The sequence below is a fragment of the Gilliamella apis genome (assembly GCF_002142155.1).
GTDB classification, from domain to species: domain Bacteria; phylum Pseudomonadota; class Gammaproteobacteria; order Enterobacterales; family Orbaceae; genus Gilliamella; species Gilliamella apis.
Genome location: NZ_NASD01000027.1, coordinates 1 through 25,387, shown reverse-complemented (window position 1 = coordinate 25,387; position 25,387 = coordinate 1). Strand labels below are relative to the sequence as shown.

Here is a 25,387-nt window from a genome sequence, read left to right as displayed (position 1 = left end):
GACATATGCAGCTACATGACTAATATAGAATATGCTTTTTAATGAAAAAATATTATAAGTAATTATAAATGCCAAATAAGTAACCCCAAAAAGACAGATCCATAATTTATCTTTAGATAAATATTTAATAATTTTGGGCATAATTAATCCTTAAAAACTTAAGTTAACTTCACTGTTAACCGATAAAAATCTCATCCAATTAAATATGATTACACGCTAATAAAATTAATATTTAACTGCTTAGTAATCAGTTATTCATTCTACTTTAGATGGCTAAATAATTCTCTCAAGCAATATCAAAAAAACGACAGGTAGTCAAAAAAATATTATTTAGATAAAACACAATATAAAAAATATAACATTCTGATAAGTATTAAAATAATATAACTTATAAAACTGCCAATCGCAGGCAAAAACGCCCAACCAAGAAATCCAAAACCATTCCATCCCCAACTGTGATATTGGTCAAAATAAACATATAAAATAAATAGCCAAACAAAAGAAAATGCTAACCCAAATATTAATCCTAAATAAGAGGTTAACCAATGTGTACTATTAACAACAAATAGTTTTATCAACATTGAGAGAAAGAAAATAATTTCAACTACAACCGCTATAGCAAATAAAACATCAACAATTGGCTTACCTATATTGCTAATAAACGAGTGGCGATTTTCTAAAACTACATAATATGTTATGTCCATACTAAAGTAGAATATGAAGAAGAGAACGATCAATACAGAATCTTTAAGCAAATATTTAATAACGTTTAACACACCTAATCCTTGAAAATATCATTAAACTTCCTGTTAATCCGTTGGAGAATTGTTTATTAATAATGTTTTTTTAAGGATTAAGATTAGTTTAATATTATTCAAAAAGCAATTTAGATATGGTGAAATTGATATCTATATTTTAAAATGAACAGTGATAAAACACTTGATAGATTTTACGACTGGACTTGAACCAGTGACCAATCGATTATGAGTTCTTTAAAGCAGCATTTAAAATCAATAACTTATAATTAAATCAAACGGTTAGGAATACATATATAGACATATTTTACTATATAAAAATATTCTCAACCGCCATTTAGTTTTATTCTTTGATGGCACAAAAATAAGAACATATTTCAATTAAATACTTATTTTATCGGGTAGCTTACAATACACATATCACTGTTGGTAAGTAATATTTCTTCATTTTCAAAAGCAATAAATGGAAAACTTGAATAATTTATATTTCTTGCTGACAATTCCATAATAATATGAGTATCTTGAAAAGTTAATTTTTTAGCTTGAGCAGGAAATATACCCATATTTTTTTCTGTTAATAAAAATGCAATAGGAAAAAATGATAAAACACTAAGTATGCAACCATTGCCTTGATTTCGAAAAGCAACCATTTTGCTACTAATATGCATTCTATGAGGATAAAACCAGTAGTAAATATCATGTGTATTCTTGATTGCATTATCATCACCTAATACAAAATTCTGTAATGGCCTAAAATAAGAGGAATTAACTGGTGGATATTTACAATGATTAACTGTTGTAGCTGATAATATGTGTCCAATCATCGCCCTACAAAAACGTATTGGATTAAATGGAACTGATATTGAATTATAGATAGATCTAGGATTATAAAAATAGCTCTTAATTTTTATATTTAATTCTTTAATTACGGAAGATACTTCCATATCATTTTTTCCAATCACATCATTATTACAGATTGCACATATAGTTTTAAATCTACTTCCATTTTGAGATACAACACCTTTTATTTTTTTGTTATCACCTTCTAATAATTCAAAAATATGCTTTTGTTCTATTTTGGAAATTGTAATTGCTCCTTTAGGTGGAACATGATCCATAGTAAGTTCACCATATGAACCACAAATTAAACAATAGCCTTCTTTTATTCTTACATTTTTTATTCGTTCTGAAATATTTTTGCTGTAATTACCCATAAATTAATTCACTTTTAATTAATAACCCAGCGGATTCAACCTTACCGCATCTTCAAAGTGATCAGGTGCAAAATGTGCATATCGCATGGTCATTTTGATATCGGTGTGGCCGAGTATTTTTTGTAAAACTAAAATGTTACCACCATTCATCATAAAATGGCTGGCAAAGGTATGGCGTAATACGTGGGTTAGTTGTCGATCTGGTAATTCTATTCCTGCACGGTCGATTGCCGAGCGAAAGGCTGAATAGCAACCAGTAAAAAGCTGGCCATGTTTATTGGGAATTTGTTTAAATAGTTCTTCACTGATAGGAATGGTGCGGTTCCGTTTACCTTTGGTGTTGATATAAGTGATTTTTCCATCTTTGACTTGTGCGCTTTTTAAGCTTTCAGCTTCACTCCATCTGGCGCCGGTTGCTAAGCAGATTTTGACAATGATGGTAAGATCTTTAGCACTACTTTGCTCACATGAGTTGAGTAGCGATTGGATTTGTTCTTTGGTTAGATAAGCCATCTCTTGTTCGTCGGTTTTAAATGAGCGAACCAGTTCTAGCGGATTTTTATGTTGCCACTCCCCCAATCGAATCAACTCGTTAAACATCGCTTTGAAATAGGTTAATTCAAGGTTCATTGTTCTGGGCGCAACCGTTTTAATGCGGTCGGTGCGATATATCTCACCCTCAATTCGTTTTTGGCGATATGTTGTGAATTGTTTAGCGGTGAAATTGTTTGCTAATGGATTATCCATACATTCACTCGCAAATAGCATGGCTTTTAAGCGAGTTTGCCCGTCTTTAAGCGTTTGCCCATGTAATGAATACCAACTGTTAATTAAATCTGATAAATGGCGTTTATCTATCTTTTCACCCAGCCAAGGCTTTTCGTTGGTTTGCTCTTCTAAATAATTTTCGTAAGCTAACGCCTCGCCTTTGGTCGCAAAGATCTTACGAACTCTACGACCACCTTCAAGGTATTTTTCGAATAGCCATTTGCCGTTAGTTTGTTTGCGTACAGTAATACTTATCCAACAATTGGTATAACACTTTTAGGTCGTTATTAAAAAATCCCATATTATAATAGTTCACATTTGGAATATTCGGTTTTTGCTCCAATAATTTAACCATTTTAATTAGCCAATCTGAATTCTTACTAAATCGTGTAGTTAAACTCCAAATAGCTAAAATAACCGCTTTAAGGCGGGTTAATGAATAATCTTGTAGTGAGTCTATTTCTAGATTATTTAATAATCTTGGTGATATTGGGGGTTTAACGCTATAGTTCCATAACCTAGAATTATGAGCACATTTATTCCGAATAATATTTAATGTATGTAGGCAGTTTTCTAAATGCTTAGTACTATCAGTTATACCAAGTCGAGTGCAAATACTTTGTTGATAGTTATGTTTTAATATCTGATAAAAATTAGACAACATACCAAAATCCCAAATCTCTGTTGCAACCCAGATCGGTATATTTTTATAGTTTTCATAATTCCATTTAATAAAATCATCTTTACTATTTACGATCTTACTTTCTAGTTTTTTTCTATACTCTGCAAACTTATGGTTATATTTTGGTTTATCTACCTTAAAAAAGTTTTTGTTTAAATGTGCACAAGGATTACTTTTACCTAGTTCATAAGCAATAATAGCTTTAAGATAATTTTCGATTCGTTCTATTCCACAAAAAAGGTGTAACCTAATATCCTTATCAAATAAATATAAGTTATAAAAATCTTCAAAAATAGTTCCTTCTTGAAAGTCATCTAAACGCTTGTTAAGCTTGTTAGGATTAGAATTAGCCGCCTCTTTTCTTGCAATATACCAATAACCGGATAAGCGATAATAGCCAATATGAGATAATTTTCGTTTAGCTCGTTTGATATCTTTTATAAACATCCCACGGCTAACCAGTATATCGATTTGTTGTTGATACGTTTTGTGGGGTTTTGGCTCTTTTTTGGGAATTACATAATAAGACATAACTAAACCTTTATAAATAAAATGGGCTTAATTACCTAATGCAGATAAAAGAAGACCCTGTCATAATTACTCTTCGCCCAATTAAGTACGTTAATAAGAGATTAGAGGACAGGGTACCGTTACAATTATATTACTACAAGTTCGGATCCTTGTCGACTAAAATTGATGCTTATTGATGTTTATTGATGTTTATTTGTTTTTATATGTACTTTTTTTAAATCAATGAAATTGCATAGAATCAGCCCCACAATCACTCCCCCAACAATATTTCACCAGTTTCTAGAAAGCTTAAGAAGTCGCCTTAATTCATGATATATTAGCAAATAACATTGCATTTAATCGTTTGTCCATGTGTAATGAATACCAACTTTTAATTAAATCCGATAAATAGCGTTTATCAATCTTTTCCCCCAACCAAGGATTCTGTTCTGTTTTGTTACCTCAAATTTAAAACAAACTCCTAGTCTTTCTTTATTTTGCAAGTTATAACATATTGAATTAATTATTCGTTTATATTTAGTATTATCATGTATATTTGCGTTATCTGATAGAGTATTAAGATCCCGTAATTGTTCTTGTTCATTATGTTCTTCCTTTAGTGGATCTATTGGTCGAGTATAAAAAGAACAACAAGGTTTTAATGTGAATGTTTTTTGATAGCTTTTGTCGTATATATCCTGATATGAAATGCTTAAGATACTTGAAGGAAGATTATTCAATTGATTAAGTTGTTCAATGTAATTTTGCTCTAAAGAATCATTATTTGGTAGAGAATTTAACCGTAAAAAAATAAGTAAACAAATTAAATAAATGTAGGTGTTGTCAAAATCAATAAGTGTTGGCTCCTTAACAGTATTGCCAGCAATGATCTTTATTCGTGATAATCTTGGATAGCGACAACCAGAAATAAAAAAACCATCAGATTTAATCCAAAAACATCCTTCAGGATGTATTACTTTATATATTTGTCGAGCTTCATTCGGAATATTTTTTAAGTATAAATTAATTTCATCAAATAAATTATCAATATTTTCAATACTCCATTTTAATTCTAGCTCTTTTGCCTCTTTTTCCCCTGAATTAATAATTTTAATTAACGAATAAAAAAGATTTTTTTCCTTATCTTCTCGTTCATTTTCAACAAATCTAATTGGTGTTATACTGTCATATATCACATTGATATTGTTAATTTCAATTGAAATCTCTCCAAGAGATAGTCTTGGTTCGTATTCCCTTTTATCTTGCTTTTTTTTATAAATCCATGTAATAATAAAACCAATCAAAGTAATAATTACACTATATGGCATTAACGGTTTTAAATATTCTGCTATAGTCATTAGTATTTCCATATCACTCCCCCAATAATATCTCACCAGTTTCTAAAAAGTTTAAGAAGTCGCTTTCATTCATGAGGCTAATTCCCATTTCTTGTGCTTTTTCAATTTTTTTGATGCTCGCGTTATAGCCAACACAGAGTAATTGCAAGTTCAAAGTCACACTTTTGCGTACAGTGAGTTCTTTTTCTTCTGCCAGTTTGATTAAGCGTTGTTTGTCGGCTTGTTTAAAGCCTGTGAAGTGAATATCAAATGTATTAAGTGAAGCTGATGTGCTTTTTGAACTAGGAATGGTTGTTGCTAAAACATCAAGGGCATGTTCTAGATTGTCGGCAAGATCATATAAATTAGCATCCAGTTCATTATCAAATTTTGCAATTATTCGATCTTTTCGATATGTTCTAAGTTGTCCGCTGTCACCATTCGTTATATATATACCTTGAATATATTTTTCATCTTGCCGAATATAATTGACAACATGAATTGAAAACTCTTTTTTTACATTGATATATGCAAATATTAATTTACCGCTCATTCTTTCCCTATCCTGTCAATGCTTCATCAGATAAAAGTTTTTCTCCTGCTGTATTGAGTTTCTTTAATTACAAACCTCATCAATTCGAAAAGATACGAACATAGTTTTTTTATCATTAAATGTATAGCGATAAACAAACTGCAGATCGTTATCTTGGAATAATGATACAAAATCACTATTTTCACATGTCCTTTTATCAAATATCATTTGCACATATAAGGCTAGAATTTCAGGTGTGAATTTTTGACTGCTATTTTTATAAAGGTAATCATAAATAATATATTGCCCATCAGCAGTGATATTTGCTAACGATGTTTTGTCATTCATTTTTATTGGGAATTTCCCATATTGCTTTTGAATTTGTTGTTTAGCAATCCGAGCTAACTCTCTCGCTACACCGTTTGGACTGGCATAACTCATTGAAGAAAATAACAAGCAAATTGCAAGTGATAGAACTATTCTAAATACTTTTTCATATGTTTCTCTCCTATTTTTTAATTTTCTTAAATCAACTTAGCCTTTAATTCGTTAAACTCTTGATCGGTTATTGCACCCTTTTCTTTCAAGTTAGCCAGTCGTTCCAACTTTTCTAGCGTTTCATCTGTTAGAACGGCTTCTTTTGTTTTTTCATTCGGTAATAATTCACCTTCACCATTAGCTAACCATTCTAATGAAGCTCCTGTTTCAGCCATACAACGAATAACCCAATCAGAAGGGAAAAAATCTCTTTTATATCTTAGAGACAGATTTGCCGATGTTGTACCAAAGTGTTTACAAAGTTGTAGCTTTGTACGAAATCCATAGGCCTTAATTATTCGATCTATTACGACGGCTCCGCCACTATCAAAATTAACCTGCATAAATTTAATCTCAAATAAGAAAAATTAATTGACATTGTTTTTTAGATTAAATCAATCTAATCTCGGATTAGAAAAATCACATAAAAACACATATAAACACCTAACTAGGAATAATGCACTATGACGCCAAGAATATCAATAGCTATTTCAGAGCCTTATGTCACTGTTGATGAATTTGCCCGTGTATCAGGCATGAATCCTCGCACAGTAAAAAAATACATTAGTGAAGGCAAGCTTCCTATCCGTAAAAAGCAAATCACAGGCAATTACGACCGCTCTACAACTTTTATCAATATGGTGGCTTTAACCCTTGAGGGAGCTAAAGCCTTTAATCCTGAGTTAAATATTAAAGAGGAATAAGTAATGAGCCACGCAATCTATTTAAGCCCAAAGTCGGCTAATAAGTCGACTTTAATTTATATCCAGACTAATAGACACAATCCGAAAAGCTATATCGAAAAGTCAAACGGGCAAGTAATTAAGTTGCATCAGCCGTTAATAGGTGATGAAGATGAATGTAGCACAAAGCACTCAAACCATTGAGCCACGTAGTTTTTTGCGTGAATTTCACCAAATATTAAGCGGTAAACGCAGTTTAGCCAGATCGGCTTTTAACAATTTAAAACCTGGGCAAAAACGTTTATTGCTGAGTGCGTCGGGCATCGAATTGCGTACAACGGAAATTTATAACTCAGATAGTCAATTTACTCATGCTTGGCAAATGCAATATGACGATCTGACAGATAAAGAAGTCGACGACTTAAAGAAAGGTTTACGTCGGTTGCAAGCAATTATTGATGCATTCGCACTATGTGAAGAAGAAGATTTTAAAAAAGAAACTAAAAAGGTGGCATAAATGAAAATGACAGCATTATCGGGCGATGCATTATTGCAAGCCCTAAATAAAGCTAAAGACGAAACTAAAAGCGGGTTATGTGATGTATTCACTGCAAAACTGGAACGACTAGCTACACATATCCGCACCAACTACTTAACACCGACCGAATCGGCAGAGCTGTTAGAGCAAGAAGCCGAAGCAATACGCAATCAACATTATGAGAACCAGAACTGATGCGTGATGTTATCGACCGAGCCAATGACATTGCTCAATTAGAGCTTGATAACTTGATTGCAAAAAGAAAGGTTTACACCGGCAAGTCATCACTTTATTGCTGTGAATGCGGCGAGCCAATACCGGAGGCCAGACGTGACGCTGTGCCAGGTTGTAGTTTGTGTATTTATTGTCAGCAGATTTTAGAAGCAAAAGGTAAGCACGGAATCTAACGAATAAAAATATTTCAATTAAACAAAAGGGGCAATCAGCCCCAATCTTTAAGGCTCAAAAAAATGTGTGTAGAAAAAGCAATAAAAATAAAACATCCATTATTACGATATTTTGGTGGCAAGTTTCGACTAGCTCCTTGGATTTTAACGAATTTTCCAATACATGAAATTTATGTAGAGCCATTCGGCGGTGCTGGTAGTGTTTTATTACAAAAAGAAAAGATATCACGAGAAGTTTATAACGATATTGATAGTTCTGTTTTCAACTTATTTAAAGTGCTCCGCAATCAACAATCTGCAGACAAATTAATTAAACTGATTTCGTTAACACCGTTTCACCGCAATGAATATTTAAATGCATGTTATTGCCACTGCTCAGATGAAATAATTCAAGCTTCGCAGTTAGTAATTCGCTCGTTTATGTCGTTTTCATCAAATGGAATTCATCAAAAAAACTCTGGTTATAGCGGTAGCACTAAAAAAGGAAAAACTACAGACGCCATGGTGTGGGCAAATATACCCAATAATTTATCATCAATTGTTCAACGGTTACAGGGTGTAATTATTGAAAACATTCCAGCAATTGAACTATTAGATAAACACGATACTCCATCAACTCTATTTTATTGTGATCCGCCATATTTGCACGAAACTATGACAACAACCAAGGGCTATCAATATGAAATGTCTTTTTCAGATCATGAAATTTTATTAAACAAAATTATTGGATTATCTGGAAAAGTTGTCATTTCTGGCTATGACAATGAGTTATATAACGACATATTAAATGGCTGGACAAAAAAAGAAGCACAATCAAGAGCGGCGTCACAGCGTGGAGCAATCATAAGAACCGAATGCATTTGGATTAAGGACAAATAAATGAATATTGAAAAATCTTTCCTGAAATGGCCGGGAGGTAAAGGCCGAATTATAGATAAGTTATTACCCCATTTCCCCAAAGATTGTCAATTCATTGAACCGTTTGTTGGTGCTGGCAATGTTTTTATTAATGTATCAGCTAAAAGCTATATCTTGGCTGATATTAATCACGATTTAATCAATACATATTCGTGGCTAAAAGATGATTTAGCAATGCTATATAACACAACTAAAGAATTATTTGATACAGAAAATGATTTTTACGATATTCGAAGTCAATTCAATCACCCAAAATTCAGGGAAACGGTAAAGTTAGCGGCTCAGTTTATCTATCTAAATCGACACGGATTTAATGGGATGTGCCGTTATAACAAAAAGGGGGAATTTAATGTCCCGAAAGGAAAACATAAAAATATTTATTTTCCGGGCGCAGAAATGATTAATTTTAGTAATAAATTACTTTATTCCGATGCCTCTTTACTCTGCTGTGATTTTACGTTAACAATTGGGCTAGCTGGTGCTGGGTCGGTTATCTATTGCGATCCTCCATATCTAACTAAACACAAAGATAGCTTTGTTGGTTATACGCCGTCAGGTTTTTGTTACTCAGACACCGAGCTTTTGGCTGACTGTTTGTATGATGCAGTTTTACGGGGAGCAACCGCAATTATTTCAAACTGCGACAATAGCGCCACGCGTGACATATTCCACCGTTTTAAACTTCACTCAATAGACGCTATGTTGAACTCGAAATTAAATTAGAAGATGACGAAAAACCTAAAGAAGAAATGAATAACACTGGATTTAATTAAAAGTTAATATAAAATTAACTAAAAATTAAAAAAGAGGTAAGATATCGATGAAATGCCCACACTGTAAAGCCAAAACCATAATCCGAACTAGCCAAGAACTAAGCGAACTAACTCGCAAGCAATATCGACAATGCACAAATGTCTACTGCTGTCACTCATTTACGGTATTGCAATCTGTCTCAGAAACGATAGTGCCCAGCGCTTGCCCTGATCCAACAGTAAAGATACCTATTTCACCAAAAAAAACCACTACCAACTACATACAAGATAAAGCTTAAATGGGTTGTATTATAAAATACGACCCAATCAATTTTCTGTAGATAATATAAAAAACCAACCGCCATTTTACCGCCACTTAGTAAAGTTGACTGATTTTTATAATTTGATTTTTAAATGTAAGCTTTTGATTATATTGGTTTAGAATGGTGGCCCCTACTGGACTTGAACCAGTGACCAATCGATTATGAGTCGACTGCTCTGACCAACTGAGCTAAGGGGCCATGTTTTGATGTGCTACTGACTTAGTAGGGTTGCGATTATAATAGAGTTAAAACTAATTTGCTACAATTAATTAACTAAATAGGTTGATTTGGTTAATTATTAAGCTGACATTTGTCATAATAGCATCATTTATAATAAGCGATATTTTTTAATCAATTATCCTGATACAATGTTTTATATTATTATTACTAATGTTTTTTTATTGGTTGAGGAAATATTATGTCTATCAAAAAAACTCTTTTTATTAGTGCTGCACTGTCAATGACATTATTTTTAAATGGTTGTAGTAGTTCAGATTATCAAGCTACCTCTGCTGGTCGCCAAGTTCAATTTATTGATACGAAACCAGCCGCAACTTGTCAATTTATTGGTAAAGCTGAAGGCCGTCGTAGTACTTTCTTTTCTGGCTTAAAAACGCATAGTGAATTAATCCGTGATGCAGCAACTGACTTAATGAATAAGGCTGCAGCTATGGGTGGTAACGTAATTTATAATGCTCAAGATGCATCTTTACAATATGTTTCCGATATTGCCCCAACAGATGCAGTTATGGTTGGTGAAGTTTTCAGCTGTAAATAGCTAATTAGCAAATAAAAAGGGATATTTTGATATCCCTTTTAGTAAAATTTGCCAAAATAATTAGCCATTTTGCTTTTCAAACTGTTGCATAAATTCAATAAGGTATTTGACTCCTTCAATTTCCATTGCATTGTAAATTGATGCGCGCATTCCGCCTGCAATTCGGTGACCTTTAATACCGATAATATTTGCTTGAGTAGCTTCACTTACAAACTTTTTATCGAGTTCTTCATTTGGCGATAAGAAGGTTACATTCATAATAGAACGATTCTCAACCGCTACAGTATTGCGGTAAAAATCTGACTGATCAATAAATTGATAAAGTAATTGTGCTTTTGCTTGATTTCGTTGCTGCATCGCACTTAAGCCACCTAAACTCTTAATCCATTTGAAGACTAAACCTGACATATACCAGGCAAAAGTTGGTGGAGTATTAAACATTGAATCATGATCTAATAATATTTTGTAATCAAGTACTGAAGGTAACACTTTTTGCGCATAACCTATCAGATCTTCACGAACAATGACAATAGTAATTCCGGATGGACCGATATTTTTCTGAGCACCGGCATAAATAATACCGTAACGTTTAACATCGATAGGTTGTGATAAAATACAAGAAGATAAATCAGCTACGACAGTTTTATCGGCAAAGTCAGGTTGTTCAAATATTTCAACTCCGTCGATGGTTTCATTTGGACAATAATGAACATAAGCACTATTATCGCTTAATTGCCATTCAGACATGGGTTTGATCGAGGTTATTCCTGCATCTTTAATAACAACATTTTGCTCAATTACATTACAATATTTTGCCGCTTCTTTTGCTGCACACTGACTCCAATAACCACTATTGATGTAATCAGCATGAGTGTTATTAGCTAAAATATTTAATGGTACAGCAGCAAACTGAGCTCTAGCTCCACCTTGGCAAAATAAAATTTTATAATTTTCTGGTACATTTAAAAGGTCACGAAGGTCGTTAGTTGCTTCAATCGCACATGCATCAAATTCTTTACCTCGATGACTTAGTTCCATCACCGATGCACCGGTGTTGTGCCAATTTAATAATTCAGCTTGTACTTGCTTTAAAACATCCGCCGGTAGTTTGGCTGGGCCTGCACTAAAATTATAACTTTTACTCATTGCGATTCACTTTCATCCATCAAAAAACAGAAAATCTATTTTTACACTCTATGAACCAATATACAATCAGATTTTTAGCAAAAAATTTTGAGGAACGGGGTTTTTGAAGCATAAAAATACCGACAATAGTCGGCATTTATCGCAAAGAAAATGAAATTTAGAGAGCTAGTTGCTGTTTAGCATTTTCGATGGCGAATTTTACTTGTTGCGGTGATACGCCACCTTTTGCAGATCGTTTCGCTAAGCAAGATTGTAAAGATAATATAGGATAAACATCATCCTCAATGACTTGGCTGTATTGTTTTAATTCATCTATAGTTAGCTCTTCTAATGCTTTTTGTTTAGCTATCGCTCCTACTACCGCCTCGCCAACAATATGATGGGCTTGTCTAAATGGAATGCCTTTAGCCACAAGATAATCAGCAAGTTCGGTCGCATTAGAATAACCTTGTTTAGCAGCATTTTGACAATTTTGGTAATTGATTTTTATATCTTCAAGTACTAATACCGCCATATCTAAACACTCTTGCCAACTGTCAAGTGCATCAAATAAGTGCTCTTTATCTTCTTGTAGATCTTTATTATATGCCAGCGGTAATCCTTTAAATGTAACTAATGCTCCAGTTAGTGCGCCAACTACCCGCCCTGCTTTACCACGAATTAATTCCAATGCATCTGGATTTTTTTTCTGCGGCATTAATGAAGAGCCTGAAGTAACGCGGTCAGATAATTCAACGAAGTCCGCTTCACCACTATTAAAAATAATTAAATCTTCAGCAAAACGTGATAGGTGAACCATTCCGATTGATGCATTATTGAGTAGTTCAAGTACATGATCCCTATCAGACACCGTATCCAAGCTATTGTTGGTTGCAGTTGCAAAACCTAACCAGTTGGCTAACATATCACGATCCATAGGATAAGCTGTACCCGCTAAAGCACCACCGCCTAAAGGACTGACATCCAAGCGTTTTAGAGTATCTTGTAAACGACTTTCATCACGCGTTAACATTTCATAATACGCTAAGCACCAATGCGCAAAAGTTATAGGCTGAGCTCGTTGTAAGTGAGTATAACCAGGCATAACCGCATCTTGATGTTGTTCTGCAGTTAACACCAGTGTTTTACGTAATTGATTGATAGCAGAGATAAGATGAGCAATTTCATCTTTACACCATAATTTCAGATCGGTGGTTGACTGATCATTACGACTGCGACCTGTATGAAGTTTTTTACCTAAATCACCAACTTTTTCTATTAGTTTTTGTTCTACCCAACTATGAATATCTTCAGCATCACTTTGCAAGATCTGCTGCGGATCTTGTCGTACCGAACTCAATAATTCATTTAACGCTTGTTCTAACTGTTGTTGTTCATCATGAGATAAAACGTTGACAGTGACCAATGCTTTAGACCATGCAATTGATCCAATGATATCTTGCTCTGCAAGCCGATAGTCAAAGCGCAGAGAATCATTAAAGTGTTTAAATCGTTGATCTGCTGCTTGGCTAAAACGCCCACCCCATAATGCCATAATCACCTCAAATGTTTTATTTCTAATCAGTTCTAAGTAATTAAAATTTATTGTTTTTTTTAATAATTTTAATGATAAGTTTATCTATAACGATACTATCGAAAAATATATACAGACCAAAGTCTGTATATATTATGTTTTATATCTAATTAAAAAGTCTTAAAAATTACTTTTTAGTTTTAGTTTTAGTTTTAGTTTTAGTTTTACTTTTTGATTTTGTGGTTTCTTTCGCTGACGATTTAGCTTTTTTAGTCGGCTGATTTTTCTTACCTTCATTTAAAGCACGGATACGTGAAGATAGAGAAAATAGACGAATAAAGCCACCGGCATGACTGTGATCGTAAACTTCATCTTCACCAAACGTTGCAAACTCTTCGCTATATAAGCTATTTGGTGATTTTTTCTGTACTGCGGTTGCATTACCTTTATAAAGTTTAACTACAACTTCACCAGTCATATCTTCTGCTAACACTTCTGCAGCGGCTTGAAGAGAACGACGATATGGTGCAAACCAGCGACCATCATAAACAACATAAGCCATTTCTAAACCAAGTTGTTCACGCCATTTGAAGCTATCACGATCTAAGATCAGTTGTTCTAAACCACGTAACGCAGTCATCATGATAGTTCCACCAGGGGTTTCGTAACAACCACGCGATTTGATGCCGACTAAACGGTTTTCAATAATATCTACTCGACCTACACCATGTTTTGAACCAATTTTATTCAACGTTGCAACACAGTTATATGGTGATAATTTTTTACCATTAACGGCAACAACTTCGCCTTTTTCAATACCAATAGTGACAAATTCAGCTTTATCTGGTGCATCTTCAGGTGACACAGTCCATGCCCAACAATCAGCATTGGCTTGATTCCAAGTGCTTTCTAACACGCCACCTTCGGTTGAAATATGCCATGCATTTTCGTCACGACTGTAAATTTTTTCAACGGTTGCTGTAGTAGGAATTTTTCGTACTTTTAGATAATCAATTAACGCTTCACGTGAACGTAAATCCCATTCTCGCCATGGCGCAATTACTTTTAATTGTGGAGCTAAAGCGGTATAAGTTGTTTCAAAACGGACTTGGTCATTACCTTTACCTGTCGCACCATGACAAAGGGTATCCGCGCCAACTTCTAATGCATATTCTACTTGAGCTTTAGCAATGATTGGGCGAGCCATTGAAGTACCAAGGTAATAAGTTCCTTCATATAATGCGCCAGTTTTTAAAACAGGGTAAACATAATCTTTAACAAACTCTTCGCGTAAATCAACAACTTTACAAGCTACTGCGCCAGATGCTTTGGCCTTTTTTTCCACATCTTTTAGTTCTTTAGGATCTTGTCCAACATTGGCGACTAAAGCGTAAACTTCACAATCGCCATAATTTTCTTTCAACCAAGGAATAATAGCTGATGTATCCAAGCCACCCGAATAGGCTAAAACTACTTTTTTTGTTGCACTTTTTTTCATGTTATACCCTTTCATAATTTACTGACGAAAAAAATAAATGTTTTAAACACTAAGCCAAGTATATCTAACAATAAATATACTTGTTTAATATACTGACTGATTTATATTTAAGCAATAATTCTTGTACCCGTTAGGCCTGATTTTCCATTAAATAATTCAATGAGTTTATCTGATTCTTTCCAGCTAGCAATATCTATTGGTCGACCTAATGTTTTAGCCGCTTCAAATGCAGAATTCACTTTCACGATCATTCCATCGGTAATAATTCCTTGAGCAATTAGATGATCTGCCTCAGCTTGTGTTAACGATTCGATTAATTGTTTGTTTTCATCTAACACACCAGATACATCAGATAGTAAAATTAAATCTGCATTTAAAGTTTTTGCCAAGGCAACAGCTGCGTGATCGGCATTGACATTCATCATCTTGCCTTCATCGGTAATTCCAATTGAACTAACAATAGGTAAATAACCATTATTAAGGAGTAAATTGATTAAGGCCGGATCGCCTTGTTCAGCTTCACCTACATAACCTAATTCTTCAGAAATTTGCTTAACTTTAACACTATCACCATCGGCTAAGCAGAGTCCAATACTGGGTATTTGTAATTTTTTGGCTTCTGACAAAATTGTGGTATTGGCACTACCGGCAAGACTACCAACAATCACATCTATTTGATCTGCTGGTGTAACGCGTAAACCATTACGTCGAACGACAGGTAAAGAGAGTCGATCCATTAATGAATCAACCACACTACCACCACCATGAACAATAATTAAAGGACGCTTAAAATTCTTTTTGTATTCGCTAATAACAATAAATAATTTACTTAATGCATCTTTATTATCGAGTAATACACCGCCAAACTTAATAATCAATGGTTTCATTTTTATTTCCTATTCACTCTAATAAATGTTCACTGATATAAACTTGTCATCATTAACAAATTAGTATCTATCTTTATAATAAGGCTGTTGTTTCATCAAAACCAAATCGAATATTCATACATTGTACTGCTTGCGCAGCTGCACCTTTTAATAAATTGTCTTCCACAGAAATTAAAATCAGATGTTGGCCTTTAAGCACAAAACCAATATCACAATAAGGTAGACCAATTACTGATTTTAAAGCAGGCCAATCCCTTTGATAAATTCTTATTAACGGCTTATCTTGATAATATTTGTTTAATGCGTTAAGAATATCATCCGATGTTACGCCTTCTTTCACCAAGCAAGTAATAGTGGCATGAATACCTTGCTTAAAACAACCAAGATGAGGCGTAAAGATAACTTCTTGCCCTAAATGTGTTGCAATTTCAGGTTGATGACGATGAGTAAATATGCCATAAGCATGTAAACTAACCTCACAAAATAGATTATTTGTAGAAGGTTTACGGCCTGCACCACTAACGCCACTCACAGCATTAATGACAGGCCATTGCCTTTTGTCTAGTAAATCTTCTTCAATTAATGGTTTTAGTGGCAGTTGCGATGCGGTTGGATAACAACCAGGTACAGCGATTAATTGCGCATTTTTTATCGCATCAAAATTCCATTCAGCTAGACCATAAACAGCTTTATCTAACCACTGTTGGTGCTGATGTTCAAAACCATAAAATTGGGTATAAAACGAGGGAGAGTTGACTCGAAACGCACCCGATAAATCAAATACTGTACAACCATTTTCAAGAAAGAATGGTGCGATATCGTGACTAACAGAATGTTCAGTAGCTAAAAATACAATATCAATATCTTTGATAAGAGAAGAATAATCAGCCGTGGCAATTAAAGGTAAATCAACAACACCTTTCAATTGCGGGTATAAAAATCTATCAGAAATAGGTTTGCCCGCATCAAGGCTATTTTCTGATACCGTTAAAGCGACTAATTCAATATTTGGATGTTTTGTTAAATAGTAAGCTAATTTTGCACCTGCATAACCACTCGCCCCAACAATTATTGCTTTTAACATATCTTTCCTTATCTATCATTCAGATTTTTATGCAGTATAGTAGGCGATTTAAAGCAACAAAACAAGAGAAAATTGAATTTTTATTCACTTTTTGTGAATTTATTTTCAAAAGACTATTGCTACCACGATTTTAAACTTTAGCAGTGAGGTAAAAATGTCATCCTCCTACATATAAGAGTTGTAGGAGGAAGATTAATGATTATTTTAAATAACAGGCTGATTTTAAGATTGCTATGAGTAGTTCCCAATAACGATAAACACTTTGAATATTAACTTTTTCATCAGGTGAATGAGGTGAAACAATTGTCGGTCCAATTGATATCATATCCATATCCGGATAAGACTGTTTAAATAGACCACATTCTAAGCCGGCATGAATCACCATAATTTTTGCTTGTTTTGAGAAAATCTCTTGATATTTATCTTTAGCTAATTGTAAAAGACTGGAATTTAAATTAGGCTCCCAGCCCGAATAGCCACCACTAATTTCGTAATTGGCATTCACTAATTGGCTTAACGAGATTAATGTTGCAACGACAGCATCTTTCGCACTATCAACTTGAGAACGAATTAAGAAATTAACGTTTAGTTGATTATCGCTAATATTTACAATACCTAGATTTAAAGATGTTTCAACAACACCATGAATTTGCGTACTCATACTCACCACACCATTTGGCGCAACATTTAATAAATTGATAATTTTACTTTGCTGTTCAACGGCGATGACTCGTTTTATGTGATCATTATTAACCTCTTTTAGGGTTAATTCTATATTGGGTTCGACCTGTCCAAACTCATTTTGTAAAACAGAATTATATTGGTTAACAATCTGTTCTAGTTTTGGCAAATCTTGTTTATTTAAGGTTAATTCAGCGAATGCTTCTCGAGGTATTGCATTACGTAAAGAACCACCTCTTATATCAGCTAATCGATATGAGATATCTTGTCCATATTCCGCTAAAAATCTTGCTAGTAATTTTATTGCATTACCACGGCCAAGATGAATATCACAACCAGAATGTCCTCCTTTCAAACCTTTTAGCGAGAGTTGAATATAGCAATCATGTATTTCTGGCATTACCGCATATGTGATGGCAAAACTGGTCGTAAAATCAACACCACCAGCACAGCCAGTAAATATTTCGCCTTCATCTTCAGAATCAGTATTAATCAAATAATGACTTTGTAACCAATTTGGTTGTAGACCGAAAGCGCCATGCATCCCCGTCTCTTCCGAAGTAGTAACTAATACTTCAAGAGGTCCATGTTCAACTGAAGGATCAATTAATACTGCCAATGCTGATGCCAAGCCTACGCCATTATCCGCACCTAATGTAGTCCCTTTAGCCTTGACCCAATCGCCATCAACATAAGCTTGAATTGGATCAACAAGAAAATCGTGCTGGGTACCTTCATTTTTTTGCGGAACCATATCCATATGAGCTTGCAAAGCGATTGATGGACAATCTTCCATCCCTTTAGTAGCAGCTTTACGCAGTAAAACATTACCAGCTTTATCTAGCTGACAATCAATATGATGAGTAGTTGCAAAATCGACTATATATTTAGTTATCATTTGTTCATGATGAGAAGGATGGGGAATTTTACAAATATCATTAAAAATCTGCCAAACAAATTTTGGATTTAAGGTCGATAGCATATTTTATCCTCAATATTAGGTGGGTAATGAATTAATAAGTGGTTTTTTTTATCTAACCACTCTATAATAAGGTGCAATTTTACATCTATTTTTAGCCCATTAATATTAATTTATTAAATTCGTATATTCGATTAAAATTGCAGGTTACACATGTCAATAGAACAAACTTTAACAGAAGAAGAAATCAAAGCCAAAAAACAGCATAAAGCAGAGATTATCGCTGAAAAGAAAAAATTCAATGTCACTTGGGAAATGCTACAAGCTTATGGTCGTCAGCTTTCTGAGAGATTATTACCCGCCAATCAATGGAAAGGCATCATTGCAGTTAGTCGTGGTGGCTTAGTACCAGCAGCTATTTTAGCTCGTGAACTTAGTATTCGTTATGTCGATACAGTTTGTATTTCTAGCTATGATCATGATCATCAACGTGAAAAATTAATTTTAAAACAAGCAAACGGTGATGGCGAAGGCTTTATTGTTGTTGACGATTTAGTTGACACTGGTAGCACTGCACATACCATTCGTGAGATGTATCCTAAGGCTCACTTTGTCACTATTTTTGCTAAACCAGCAGGTAAACCATTAGTTGATGATTATGTTGTCGACATCGCACAAGATACATGGATTGAACAACCATGGGATACTGGTGTCATGTTTGTTAAACCAATTAGTGATAATAAATAATCATCTAATATAAATAGGTTGCTATGGTTATGACTGAAAACCTTTCTGAAAAGATATTCAAACCACAATATGACTACCCTGAAACATCATCGCTAATCAATCGTCTTGACAGCAGCAATGGCAGCAGTATTAGTCCTCTTGATGGTGAAATTGATTCAAAATGGTATCGAATCATTAACCCTCTTTTATGGTATTGGCGCGGCCTTCCTAAGTTAGAAATCGAAGCGGTTTTATCTAGAATCGCTATTTCAACTAAGCGTCATACTAATGATAAATGGTTGGATTCAGTTATTGGTTATCAATCTGGCAACTGGATATATGAGTTTTTAAATCAGGCTGCAATGTGGCAAGCTAAAGCTGATAATGCCGCTCAATCCAGTTTAACTGAAGAATCAAAAAATAGTTTACATCAGGATTATCTCATTGCCAGCGAATATGCCAGTATTGCCAGTTATCCTCATTTTAAGAATGATGAGCTAGCGATGTATGCCCAAACCTGTGCTTATCAATCATATATGAAAGCGCTTGAATATTCACCTTATTCAACCAAACAGTTAGAATTTAAGATTGAAAATCGGGTTATCAAATCCATTTTGCATTTACCAAACAATAGTAATAGTGGTGTTTGTCCTGTCGTTTTAATCTGCAATGGTTTAGGTAACTTACAAATTGATTATTATCGTTACTTTAGTGAATATCTTGCTCCACAAGGTTTTGCTATGTTAACTGTCGATTTACCAACCGTTGGATATAGTCGTAATTTTGTATTGAGCCAAAATAGTAGCCAAATTCATCAAGCAGTGATCGAACAACTATCATCGGTTCCATGGGTTGATAGTAATCGAGTGATTGTTGCTGGATTCCGCTTTGGTTCACATATTGCAACACGACTTGCCTATTTAATGCCTAATAAAATAAAAGGGTTATTTAATTTTACTCCATTTATACACCAACTCTTTGTTGATAAGGCATTACAACAAAATCTACCTAATAGCTATAAAGATATGCTGGCCAGTCGTTTAGGTTTAACTTCTGTATCAAATCAACAATTAGCGGCCGAATTGAATTATTTTTCTCTTAAAAATCAAGGGTTATTAACCCATTCTTGTCCTGTACCGGTTATGAATATTATCTTTGAAGATGATAAATTAAGTAATTTGAGTGAAGCAAAATTAATTCAATCAACAAAACAAAGCAAAATTGTCACAATCCCCAAAACACCATTGCAAAAAGGTTTACAAAACGCCTTTACTCAATCAGTTAAATGGATGGAGTCTATTTTGTAATAACTAATCTGAATAAGAGTATTGTTATGAATAATAAAAAACAACAAATTGTCGTTGTTAAACTCGGTACCAGTGTTTTAACTGGAGGAACTAAACAGTTAGACCGTGCGAGAATAGTAGAACTGATTCGACAATGTTCTTATTTACATCAAACTGGTCATAAAATTATTATCGTGACTTCGGGTGCTATTGCTGCTGGTCGGGAATACCTCAACTATCCTAACCTACCCAATACTGTTGCCACAAAACAATTACTCGCTTCAGTTGGTCAAAGTAAATTAATCCAACTTTGGGAACAGCTGTTTTCGATATATAAAATTTATATTGGGCAAATGCTATTAACTCGCGCAGATCTTGAAGATCGTGAACGCTTTTTAAATGCTCAAGATGTATTAAAAGCGATGCTAGAGAATAATATTGTCCCAGTGATTAATGAAAATGATGCAGTCGCTACTGCTGAAATTAAAGTTGGTGATAACGATAATTTATCAGCACTTGCCGCAATTTTAGCTGAAGCAGATAAATTGATATTGCTTACCGATATCGAAGGTTTATATACCGCCGATCCAAGAAGCGATAGCAATGCACAATTGATAAAAGAAGTAACTCAGATTAATGATGATCTGCGCAGTATCGCCGGTGATAGTGTTTCAGGTTTAGGAACCGGTGGCATGAGCACCAAAATTCAAGCTGCCGAAGTAGCTGGAAGTGCTGGCATAGAAGTAATTATAGCTGCAGGAAATAAAGCCAATGTGATTGTTGATGCAGTCAATAATCAATCGGTTGGTACCCGTTTTTTACCGCAAAAAACCCCATTAGAACATCGTAAGCATTGGTTATATGGCGCACCAAACGTAGGCAAAGTGATACTTGATGATGGTGCGATTAACGCCATTTTAAATAATGGTAGTTCGCTATTACCAAAAGGCATTATCGCAGTCGAAAAAGATTTTTCACGTGGTGAAGTCATTAATATTTGTGATAAATCTGGTAAGCAAATAGCTCGAGGAGTCAGCCGTTATAATAGTGATGCATTACGACAAATAGCAGGACATCATTCACAAGAAATTAGCCAAATAATTGGCTATGAATATGGTCCTGTTGCCGTACACCGAGATGATATGCTGATTAAATAATAGATTTAGAATAGAGACATTCAGCCAAATCGTTACAAAAACTTATTCTATAGCTTTGTGTTCAGTATTATCATTTACTAATAGTAATAATGCCTATAATCAAGCTTTTGTCTATGCAAAAACTAACATCTGAGAAGGTTATTATTGGCATGTTTATATTTTTATAATACAAAAATATATTGATGATTTAATATATAACATAGAGTTCTGGATAGATTACCTATCTTATCGATAAATAAAAAAATAGATGAATAAGATAAAAGGCTTATAAAATTGAGTATTGAAGTTAATAGCTATCACGAAAAATGGCAAAAAGATGATCAGGATTTAGTCTTTTATCGACGTAAATATATTGAACCACTTATAATAATTTTACTTGCCTGCTTTATAGCATTCTTTATTTTCTCTCACATAATCGAAATCCCTTTTCACCTCGGTCTCATTTTATTATTAATGATTGTTTTTTTGTTATTACAATGGGCTGAAAAATATATCATTTTGGGTAAAACATTTATTAGTATTAGGAATAGTCAGTTTACCGTTACGAATCTTATCCTGTTTACCCTGTTTTTTATTGTTTATGTCTTTTTAAAAAGAAAAGATAAAAATAAAATGACCTGTATCCTATTTAAGAATATTATTAATATCTCAGAAAAAAATCCTAATACCATGATAATAAAATATAAGACAAACGAAATTATTGAGGATTATGTTATCGACCTAAATATGATGTTGGAGTCAGAAAAGCAGTTATATTTAGAAAAAATGCAATCTATTAAAAAACTTTGTGGACAAAATCAATAAAGGTTAAGCAATGATAAACGAAATGGGTAAAGCAGCCAAACTTGCTTCATATCAATTAGCACAATGCGCAACAAAAATTAAAAATCAGGCTTTAATTCATATCGCCGATTTATTAGAACTAAATGCTGACAAGATTCTTGATGCTAATCAAAAAGATATGGCTATGGCAAAAGAACAAGGATTGAATGAGGCAATACTTGATCGTCTGTTATTAACTTCCGAACGATTATCATCTATTGCTAATGATGTTCGAAATGTTGTTTCTTTAACCGATCCAATTGGCCAAGTTATAGATGGTTCGACATTAGCAAGCGGATTAAAGTTACAACGTCACAGAGTTCCATTAGGTGTGATTGGTGTTATCTATGAAGCTCGTCCTAATGTGACTATTGATATTGCGGCTCTTTGCTTAAAAACCGGCAATGCAGCGATACTACGTGGTGGTAAAGAGACGGTTAATACCAATGCCACTATTATAGCTATCATTCAGCAAGCTTTAAAACAAGTCGGTTTACCTGAAACAGCAATTCAATCTATCAATAATCCTGATCGCAAATATATCACTGAATTACTCAAGCTTGATAAATATGTTGATATGATTATTCCTCGAGGTGGCGCAGCATTACACAAACTTTGTCGAGAACATTCAACCATACCTGTTATTACTGGTGGTATTGGTGTTTGCCATATTTTTATCGATGAAAGTGCTGATTTTGATAAAGCGCTATCAATAATACTTAATGCCAAAACTCAGCGACCAAGTACCTGTAATACTGTTGAAACATTACTTGTTCATACTGAAATTGCCAATGCTTTTTTACCAAAACTTAGTCAAATCATGGCCGATAATCAGGTGATATTGCATGCCGATCCCGATGCTTATAAGATTTTGAATGCTGGGGTGGCAAATGTTTTTGCCGTCGAGGATGATGAACTAAGACAAGAATGGCTTTCCAAAGATCTGAATATTGTTATTGTTGATTCATTGGAATTGGCGGTGGAACATATTCGCGAATATGGTAGTGGTCATTCAGAAGCCATTCTAACGCGTAGCCTTGTAAATGCAGAACAATTCGTTAACTTAGTCGATGCTGCTGCAGTTTATGTTAATGCATCGACCCGATTCACCGATGGTGCACAATTCGGTTTAGGTGCTGAAGTTGCAGTTAGTACGCAAAAATTACATGCCAGAGGACCAATGGGCCTTGAAGCCTTAACAACGTATAAATGGATTGGTTATGGCGAAGATTTAATTCGTCAGTAATGATAACAACTAACTGTTCATAACCCTGAACAGTTAGTTATATAGTTATTAGTTATATAAGTTAAATAGATTAATCAAAATTACGCATTAAAAGCGCATAATTTAAATCAATATCTTCGGCGATTGGAATATAAACAATGTGACCATCACCAAGTCCTGCCGGAACCGGTTGACCTTTTTTATTTTCCATTCGTTCAATAATAAAGGTCATATTACCTTTAGGGGTCATCATTTCAACACTATCCCCTACTGAAAATTTATTTTTAACAATAATTTCAGCTAAGCCATTTAGACGTTGACCACTAAACTCACCAACAAATTGTTGTCTATCAGATACAGAATGACTGTGCACATAATTTTGCATATCTTCATGTTTATGGCGACGTAAAAAGCCTTCGGTATATCCTCGATGAGCTAAAGAATCAAGTTCCGCCAATAAGCGTGGATCAAATGGTTTACCTTCACTGGCGGCATCAATAGCTTGACGATAGACTTGCGCAGTTCGAGCACAGTAATAAAACGATTTGGTTCGACCTTCAATTTTTAATGAATGTACGCCAATCTTTGTCAGATCTTCGACTAATTCAACTGCTCTTAAATCTTTTGAATTCATGATATAAGTACCATGTTCATCTTCAAAAGCTTGCATATATTCGCCAGGACGACCAGATTCTTCTAACATAAAGACCTGATTGGTTGTTGAGCCAATACCTAATGTCGGTTCAACTTGTTGTACAGGAATCGGCTCGCATTTATGGACTATCTGCCCTACTTCGTCCTCTTTACCCTCTGATACTTTATATTCCCAACGACAAGCATTAGTACAAGTACCTTGATTTGAGTCACGTTTATTAATATAACCCGATAATAAACAACGCCCCGAATAAGCCATACAAAGCGCACCATGAATAAAAACTTCAAGTTCCATTTCCGGCACTTTTTCTCGAATTTCTTTGATTTCATCGATGGATAACTCTCGTGACAACACAACACGCGTTAATCCCATCTTATGCCAAAATTTTACCGTCGCCCAGTTAACTGCGTTGGATTGCACAGATAAGTGAATTTCCATTTCCGGAAAATGTTCACGAACCAACATGATTAAACCCGGATCAGACATGATAAATGCATCTGGTTTCATGTTAACAATTGGTTCTAAATCACGAATAAAGGTTTTTAATTTTGAATTATGAGGGGCAATATTAACTACCACATAAAACTTTTTGCCTTGAGCATGAGCTTCGTTGATGCCAATAGCAAGATTTTCATGATTAAATTCATTATTGCGCACTCGCAAACTGTAGCGTGGCTGCCCTGCATAAACTGCATCAGCACCATAAGCAAACGCGTAACGCATATTTTTAAGTGAACCAGCTGGTGAAAGTAATTCTGGTTTTGGATATAACATTGTCATTAACAAATGCCTCTGATTTCAAGTCAGTATTACCTTATAAGGTAATAGGTTAAGCAAAATAGGATGGGCATTTTACGCTTTAGCTATCAGATTGGCAAATTAAATGTAGTTGTAATGAAGAATAATAAAATCTCAATGACTAACAAGAAACGATAATTTGTAGAATATGGAGTTATGTTATAAATTTAAATAAAAATAGTGAAATATTTTTTTAAATCGAATAAAAATAATAAAATACCTATAAAAGCCCCTAAATTTGTGACGAAGATCACAT

General features: G+C 34.1%; 27 protein-coding genes, 1 tRNA gene and 1 pseudogene. 13 read left to right on the top strand and 16 right to left on the bottom strand.

Annotated features, from left to right (window positions below):
• Window positions 1-326: 326 nt before the first annotated feature.
• From B6C84_RS10450 to B6C84_RS11750, 8 genes are all read right to left on the bottom strand, one after another.
• Window positions 327-776 carry a hypothetical protein gene (locus B6C84_RS10450; protein WP_133052253.1) on the bottom strand — a complete coding sequence of 150 codons (450 nt, stop codon included), beginning with the start codon at window positions 774-776 and terminating at the stop codon, window positions 327-329.
• Between the two features lie 368 nt (window positions 777-1,144).
• Window positions 1,145-1,969, bottom strand: a complete 825-nt coding sequence (locus B6C84_RS10445) for a metal-binding protein (protein ID WP_065651185.1) — start codon at window positions 1,967-1,969, stop codon at window positions 1,145-1,147.
• Window positions 1,970-1,987: 18 nt separating this feature from the next.
• A complete protein-coding gene (locus B6C84_RS10440) occupies window positions 1,988-2,986 on the bottom strand; it encodes a phage integrase (RefSeq protein WP_086319829.1) in 999 nt (332 codons plus the stop codon).
• Window positions 2,964-3,950, bottom strand: a complete 987-nt coding sequence (locus tag B6C84_RS10435; protein WP_086319831.1) for an Abi family protein — start codon at window positions 3,948-3,950, stop codon at window positions 2,964-2,966. The genes B6C84_RS10440 and B6C84_RS10435 overlap by 23 nt, the downstream gene beginning before the upstream one ends.
• 374 nt (window positions 3,951-4,324) lie before the next feature.
• On the bottom strand, window positions 4,325-5,287 hold the full coding sequence (locus B6C84_RS10430; protein ID WP_133052310.1) for a hypothetical protein: 963 nt from the start codon (window positions 5,285-5,287) through the stop codon (window positions 4,325-4,327).
• Between the two features lie 13 nt (window positions 5,288-5,300).
• Complete coding sequence (locus B6C84_RS10425) at window positions 5,301-5,819, bottom strand: BRCT domain-containing protein (RefSeq protein WP_086320066.1); 519 nt, start codon at window positions 5,817-5,819, stop codon at window positions 5,301-5,303.
• A gap of 63 nt (window positions 5,820-5,882) precedes the next feature.
• A complete protein-coding gene (locus B6C84_RS10420) occupies window positions 5,883-6,239 on the bottom strand; it encodes a hypothetical protein (protein ID WP_086320065.1) in 357 nt (118 codons plus the stop codon).
• Window positions 6,240-6,322: 83 nt separating this feature from the next.
• Window positions 6,323-6,679 (bottom strand): helix-turn-helix domain-containing protein, encoded by a 357-nt coding sequence (locus tag B6C84_RS11750; RefSeq protein WP_086320064.1) that lies wholly within the window; start codon window positions 6,677-6,679, stop codon window positions 6,323-6,325.
• 120 nt (window positions 6,680-6,799) lie between these two features.
• Here B6C84_RS11750 and B6C84_RS10410 point away from each other — a divergent pair, with 120 nt between their 5' ends.
• The 7 genes from B6C84_RS10410 to B6C84_RS11885 all read left to right on the top strand — a co-directional run bounded on the left by B6C84_RS10410 (window position 6,800) and on the right by B6C84_RS11885 (window position 9,932).
• Window positions 6,800-7,039, top strand: coding sequence for a MerR family transcriptional regulator (locus B6C84_RS10410; protein ID WP_086320063.1), 240 nt, complete (start codon window positions 6,800-6,802; stop codon window positions 7,037-7,039).
• Window positions 7,040-7,190: 151 nt separating this feature from the next.
• Window positions 7,191-7,535 (top strand): hypothetical protein, encoded by a 345-nt coding sequence (locus B6C84_RS10405; protein ID WP_086320062.1) that lies wholly within the window; start codon window positions 7,191-7,193, stop codon window positions 7,533-7,535.
• Window positions 7,536-7,541: 6 nt separating this feature from the next.
• Window positions 7,542-7,751 carry a DUF2732 family protein gene (locus B6C84_RS10400; RefSeq protein ID WP_165754877.1) on the top strand — a complete coding sequence of 70 codons (210 nt, stop codon included), beginning with the start codon at window positions 7,542-7,544 and terminating at the stop codon, window positions 7,749-7,751.
• Window positions 7,751-7,963 carry a TraR/DksA family transcriptional regulator gene (locus B6C84_RS10395; RefSeq protein ID WP_086320060.1) on the top strand — a complete coding sequence of 71 codons (213 nt, stop codon included), beginning with the start codon at window positions 7,751-7,753 and terminating at the stop codon, window positions 7,961-7,963. Before B6C84_RS10400 ends, B6C84_RS10395 begins: the two co-directional genes overlap by 1 nt.
• 63 nt (window positions 7,964-8,026) lie before the next feature.
• Window positions 8,027-8,842 carry a DNA adenine methylase gene (locus B6C84_RS10390; protein ID WP_086320059.1) on the top strand — a complete coding sequence of 272 codons (816 nt, stop codon included), beginning with the start codon at window positions 8,027-8,029 and terminating at the stop codon, window positions 8,840-8,842.
• On the top strand, window positions 8,843-9,604 hold the full coding sequence (locus B6C84_RS10385; protein WP_086320058.1) for a DNA adenine methylase: 762 nt from the start codon (window positions 8,843-8,845) through the stop codon (window positions 9,602-9,604).
• Window positions 9,605-9,701: 97 nt separating this feature from the next.
• A complete protein-coding gene (locus B6C84_RS11885) occupies window positions 9,702-9,932 on the top strand; it encodes an Ogr/Delta-like zinc finger protein (protein ID WP_086320057.1) in 231 nt (76 codons plus the stop codon).
• Between the two features lie 145 nt (window positions 9,933-10,077).
• Here B6C84_RS11885 and B6C84_RS10375 read toward each other — a convergent pair.
• Window positions 10,078-10,154, bottom strand: a tRNA-Ile gene (locus tag B6C84_RS10375).
• Between the two features lie 220 nt (window positions 10,155-10,374).
• On the opposite strand from B6C84_RS10375, the gene B6C84_RS10370 reads away from it, so the two are divergent.
• Window positions 10,375-10,734, top strand: a complete 360-nt coding sequence (locus B6C84_RS10370; protein ID WP_065578827.1) for a DUF4156 domain-containing protein — start codon at window positions 10,375-10,377, stop codon at window positions 10,732-10,734.
• A gap of 60 nt (window positions 10,735-10,794) precedes the next feature.
• Here the strand turns inward: B6C84_RS10370 and serC are convergent, their stop codons facing one another.
• The 6 genes and pseudogenes from serC to B6C84_RS10340 form a co-directional block, all read right to left on the bottom strand.
• The gene (gene serC, locus B6C84_RS10365) at window positions 10,795-11,880 is read right to left on the bottom strand and encodes a 3-phosphoserine/phosphohydroxythreonine transaminase (protein WP_086354384.1); all 1,086 of its coding nucleotides are present in this window, start codon (window positions 11,878-11,880) and stop codon (window positions 10,795-10,797) included.
• 157 nt (window positions 11,881-12,037) lie between these two features.
• Window positions 12,038-13,414 (bottom strand): argininosuccinate lyase, encoded by a 1,377-nt coding sequence (gene argH, locus B6C84_RS10360; RefSeq protein WP_086354385.1) that lies wholly within the window; start codon window positions 13,412-13,414, stop codon window positions 12,038-12,040.
• 265 nt (window positions 13,415-13,679) lie between these two features.
• Window positions 13,680-14,891 (bottom strand): annotated as a pseudogene (locus B6C84_RS10355) (argininosuccinate synthase); the annotation flags it as partial.
• Window positions 14,892-14,998: 107 nt separating this feature from the next.
• A complete protein-coding gene (gene argB, locus B6C84_RS10350) occupies window positions 14,999-15,778 on the bottom strand; it encodes an acetylglutamate kinase (protein WP_086354387.1) in 780 nt (259 codons plus the stop codon).
• Window positions 15,779-15,851: 73 nt separating this feature from the next.
• Window positions 15,852-16,862, bottom strand: coding sequence for an N-acetyl-gamma-glutamyl-phosphate reductase (gene argC / locus B6C84_RS10345; protein WP_086354388.1), 1,011 nt, complete (start codon window positions 16,860-16,862; stop codon window positions 15,852-15,854).
• 199 nt (window positions 16,863-17,061) lie between these two features.
• Complete coding sequence (locus B6C84_RS10340) at window positions 17,062-18,525, bottom strand: aminoacyl-histidine dipeptidase (protein ID WP_086354389.1); 1,464 nt, start codon at window positions 18,523-18,525, stop codon at window positions 17,062-17,064.
• Window positions 18,526-18,675: 150 nt separating this feature from the next.
• Between B6C84_RS10340 and gpt the strand changes: the two genes are divergently transcribed.
• From gpt to proA, 5 genes are all read left to right on the top strand, one after another.
• Window positions 18,676-19,209, top strand: coding sequence for a xanthine phosphoribosyltransferase (gene gpt / locus B6C84_RS10335; protein WP_081298886.1), 534 nt, complete (start codon window positions 18,676-18,678; stop codon window positions 19,207-19,209).
• Window positions 19,210-19,238: 29 nt separating this feature from the next.
• Window positions 19,239-20,495, top strand: a complete 1,257-nt coding sequence (gene frsA, locus B6C84_RS10330) for an esterase FrsA (protein ID WP_165754876.1) — start codon at window positions 19,239-19,241, stop codon at window positions 20,493-20,495.
• A gap of 26 nt (window positions 20,496-20,521) precedes the next feature.
• Window positions 20,522-21,631: a glutamate 5-kinase gene (proB, locus tag B6C84_RS10325; RefSeq protein WP_065612895.1), complete on the top strand. Its 1,110-nt coding sequence runs from the start codon at window positions 20,522-20,524 to the stop codon at window positions 21,629-21,631.
• A 273-nt stretch (window positions 21,632-21,904) separates the two neighbouring features.
• A complete protein-coding gene (locus B6C84_RS10320; RefSeq protein WP_086320048.1) occupies window positions 21,905-22,435 on the top strand; it encodes a hypothetical protein in 531 nt (176 codons plus the stop codon).
• A 10-nt stretch (window positions 22,436-22,445) separates the two neighbouring features.
• Window positions 22,446-23,699, top strand: coding sequence for a glutamate-5-semialdehyde dehydrogenase (gene proA, locus B6C84_RS10315; protein ID WP_086320047.1), 1,254 nt, complete (start codon window positions 22,446-22,448; stop codon window positions 23,697-23,699).
• A gap of 70 nt (window positions 23,700-23,769) precedes the next feature.
• On the opposite strand, the gene trhP is transcribed toward proA, so the two are convergent.
• Window positions 23,770-25,107: a prephenate-dependent tRNA uridine(34) hydroxylase TrhP gene (gene trhP / locus B6C84_RS10310; protein ID WP_086320067.1), complete on the bottom strand. Its 1,338-nt coding sequence runs from the start codon at window positions 25,105-25,107 to the stop codon at window positions 23,770-23,772.
• Window positions 25,108-25,387 lie beyond the last annotated feature (280 nt).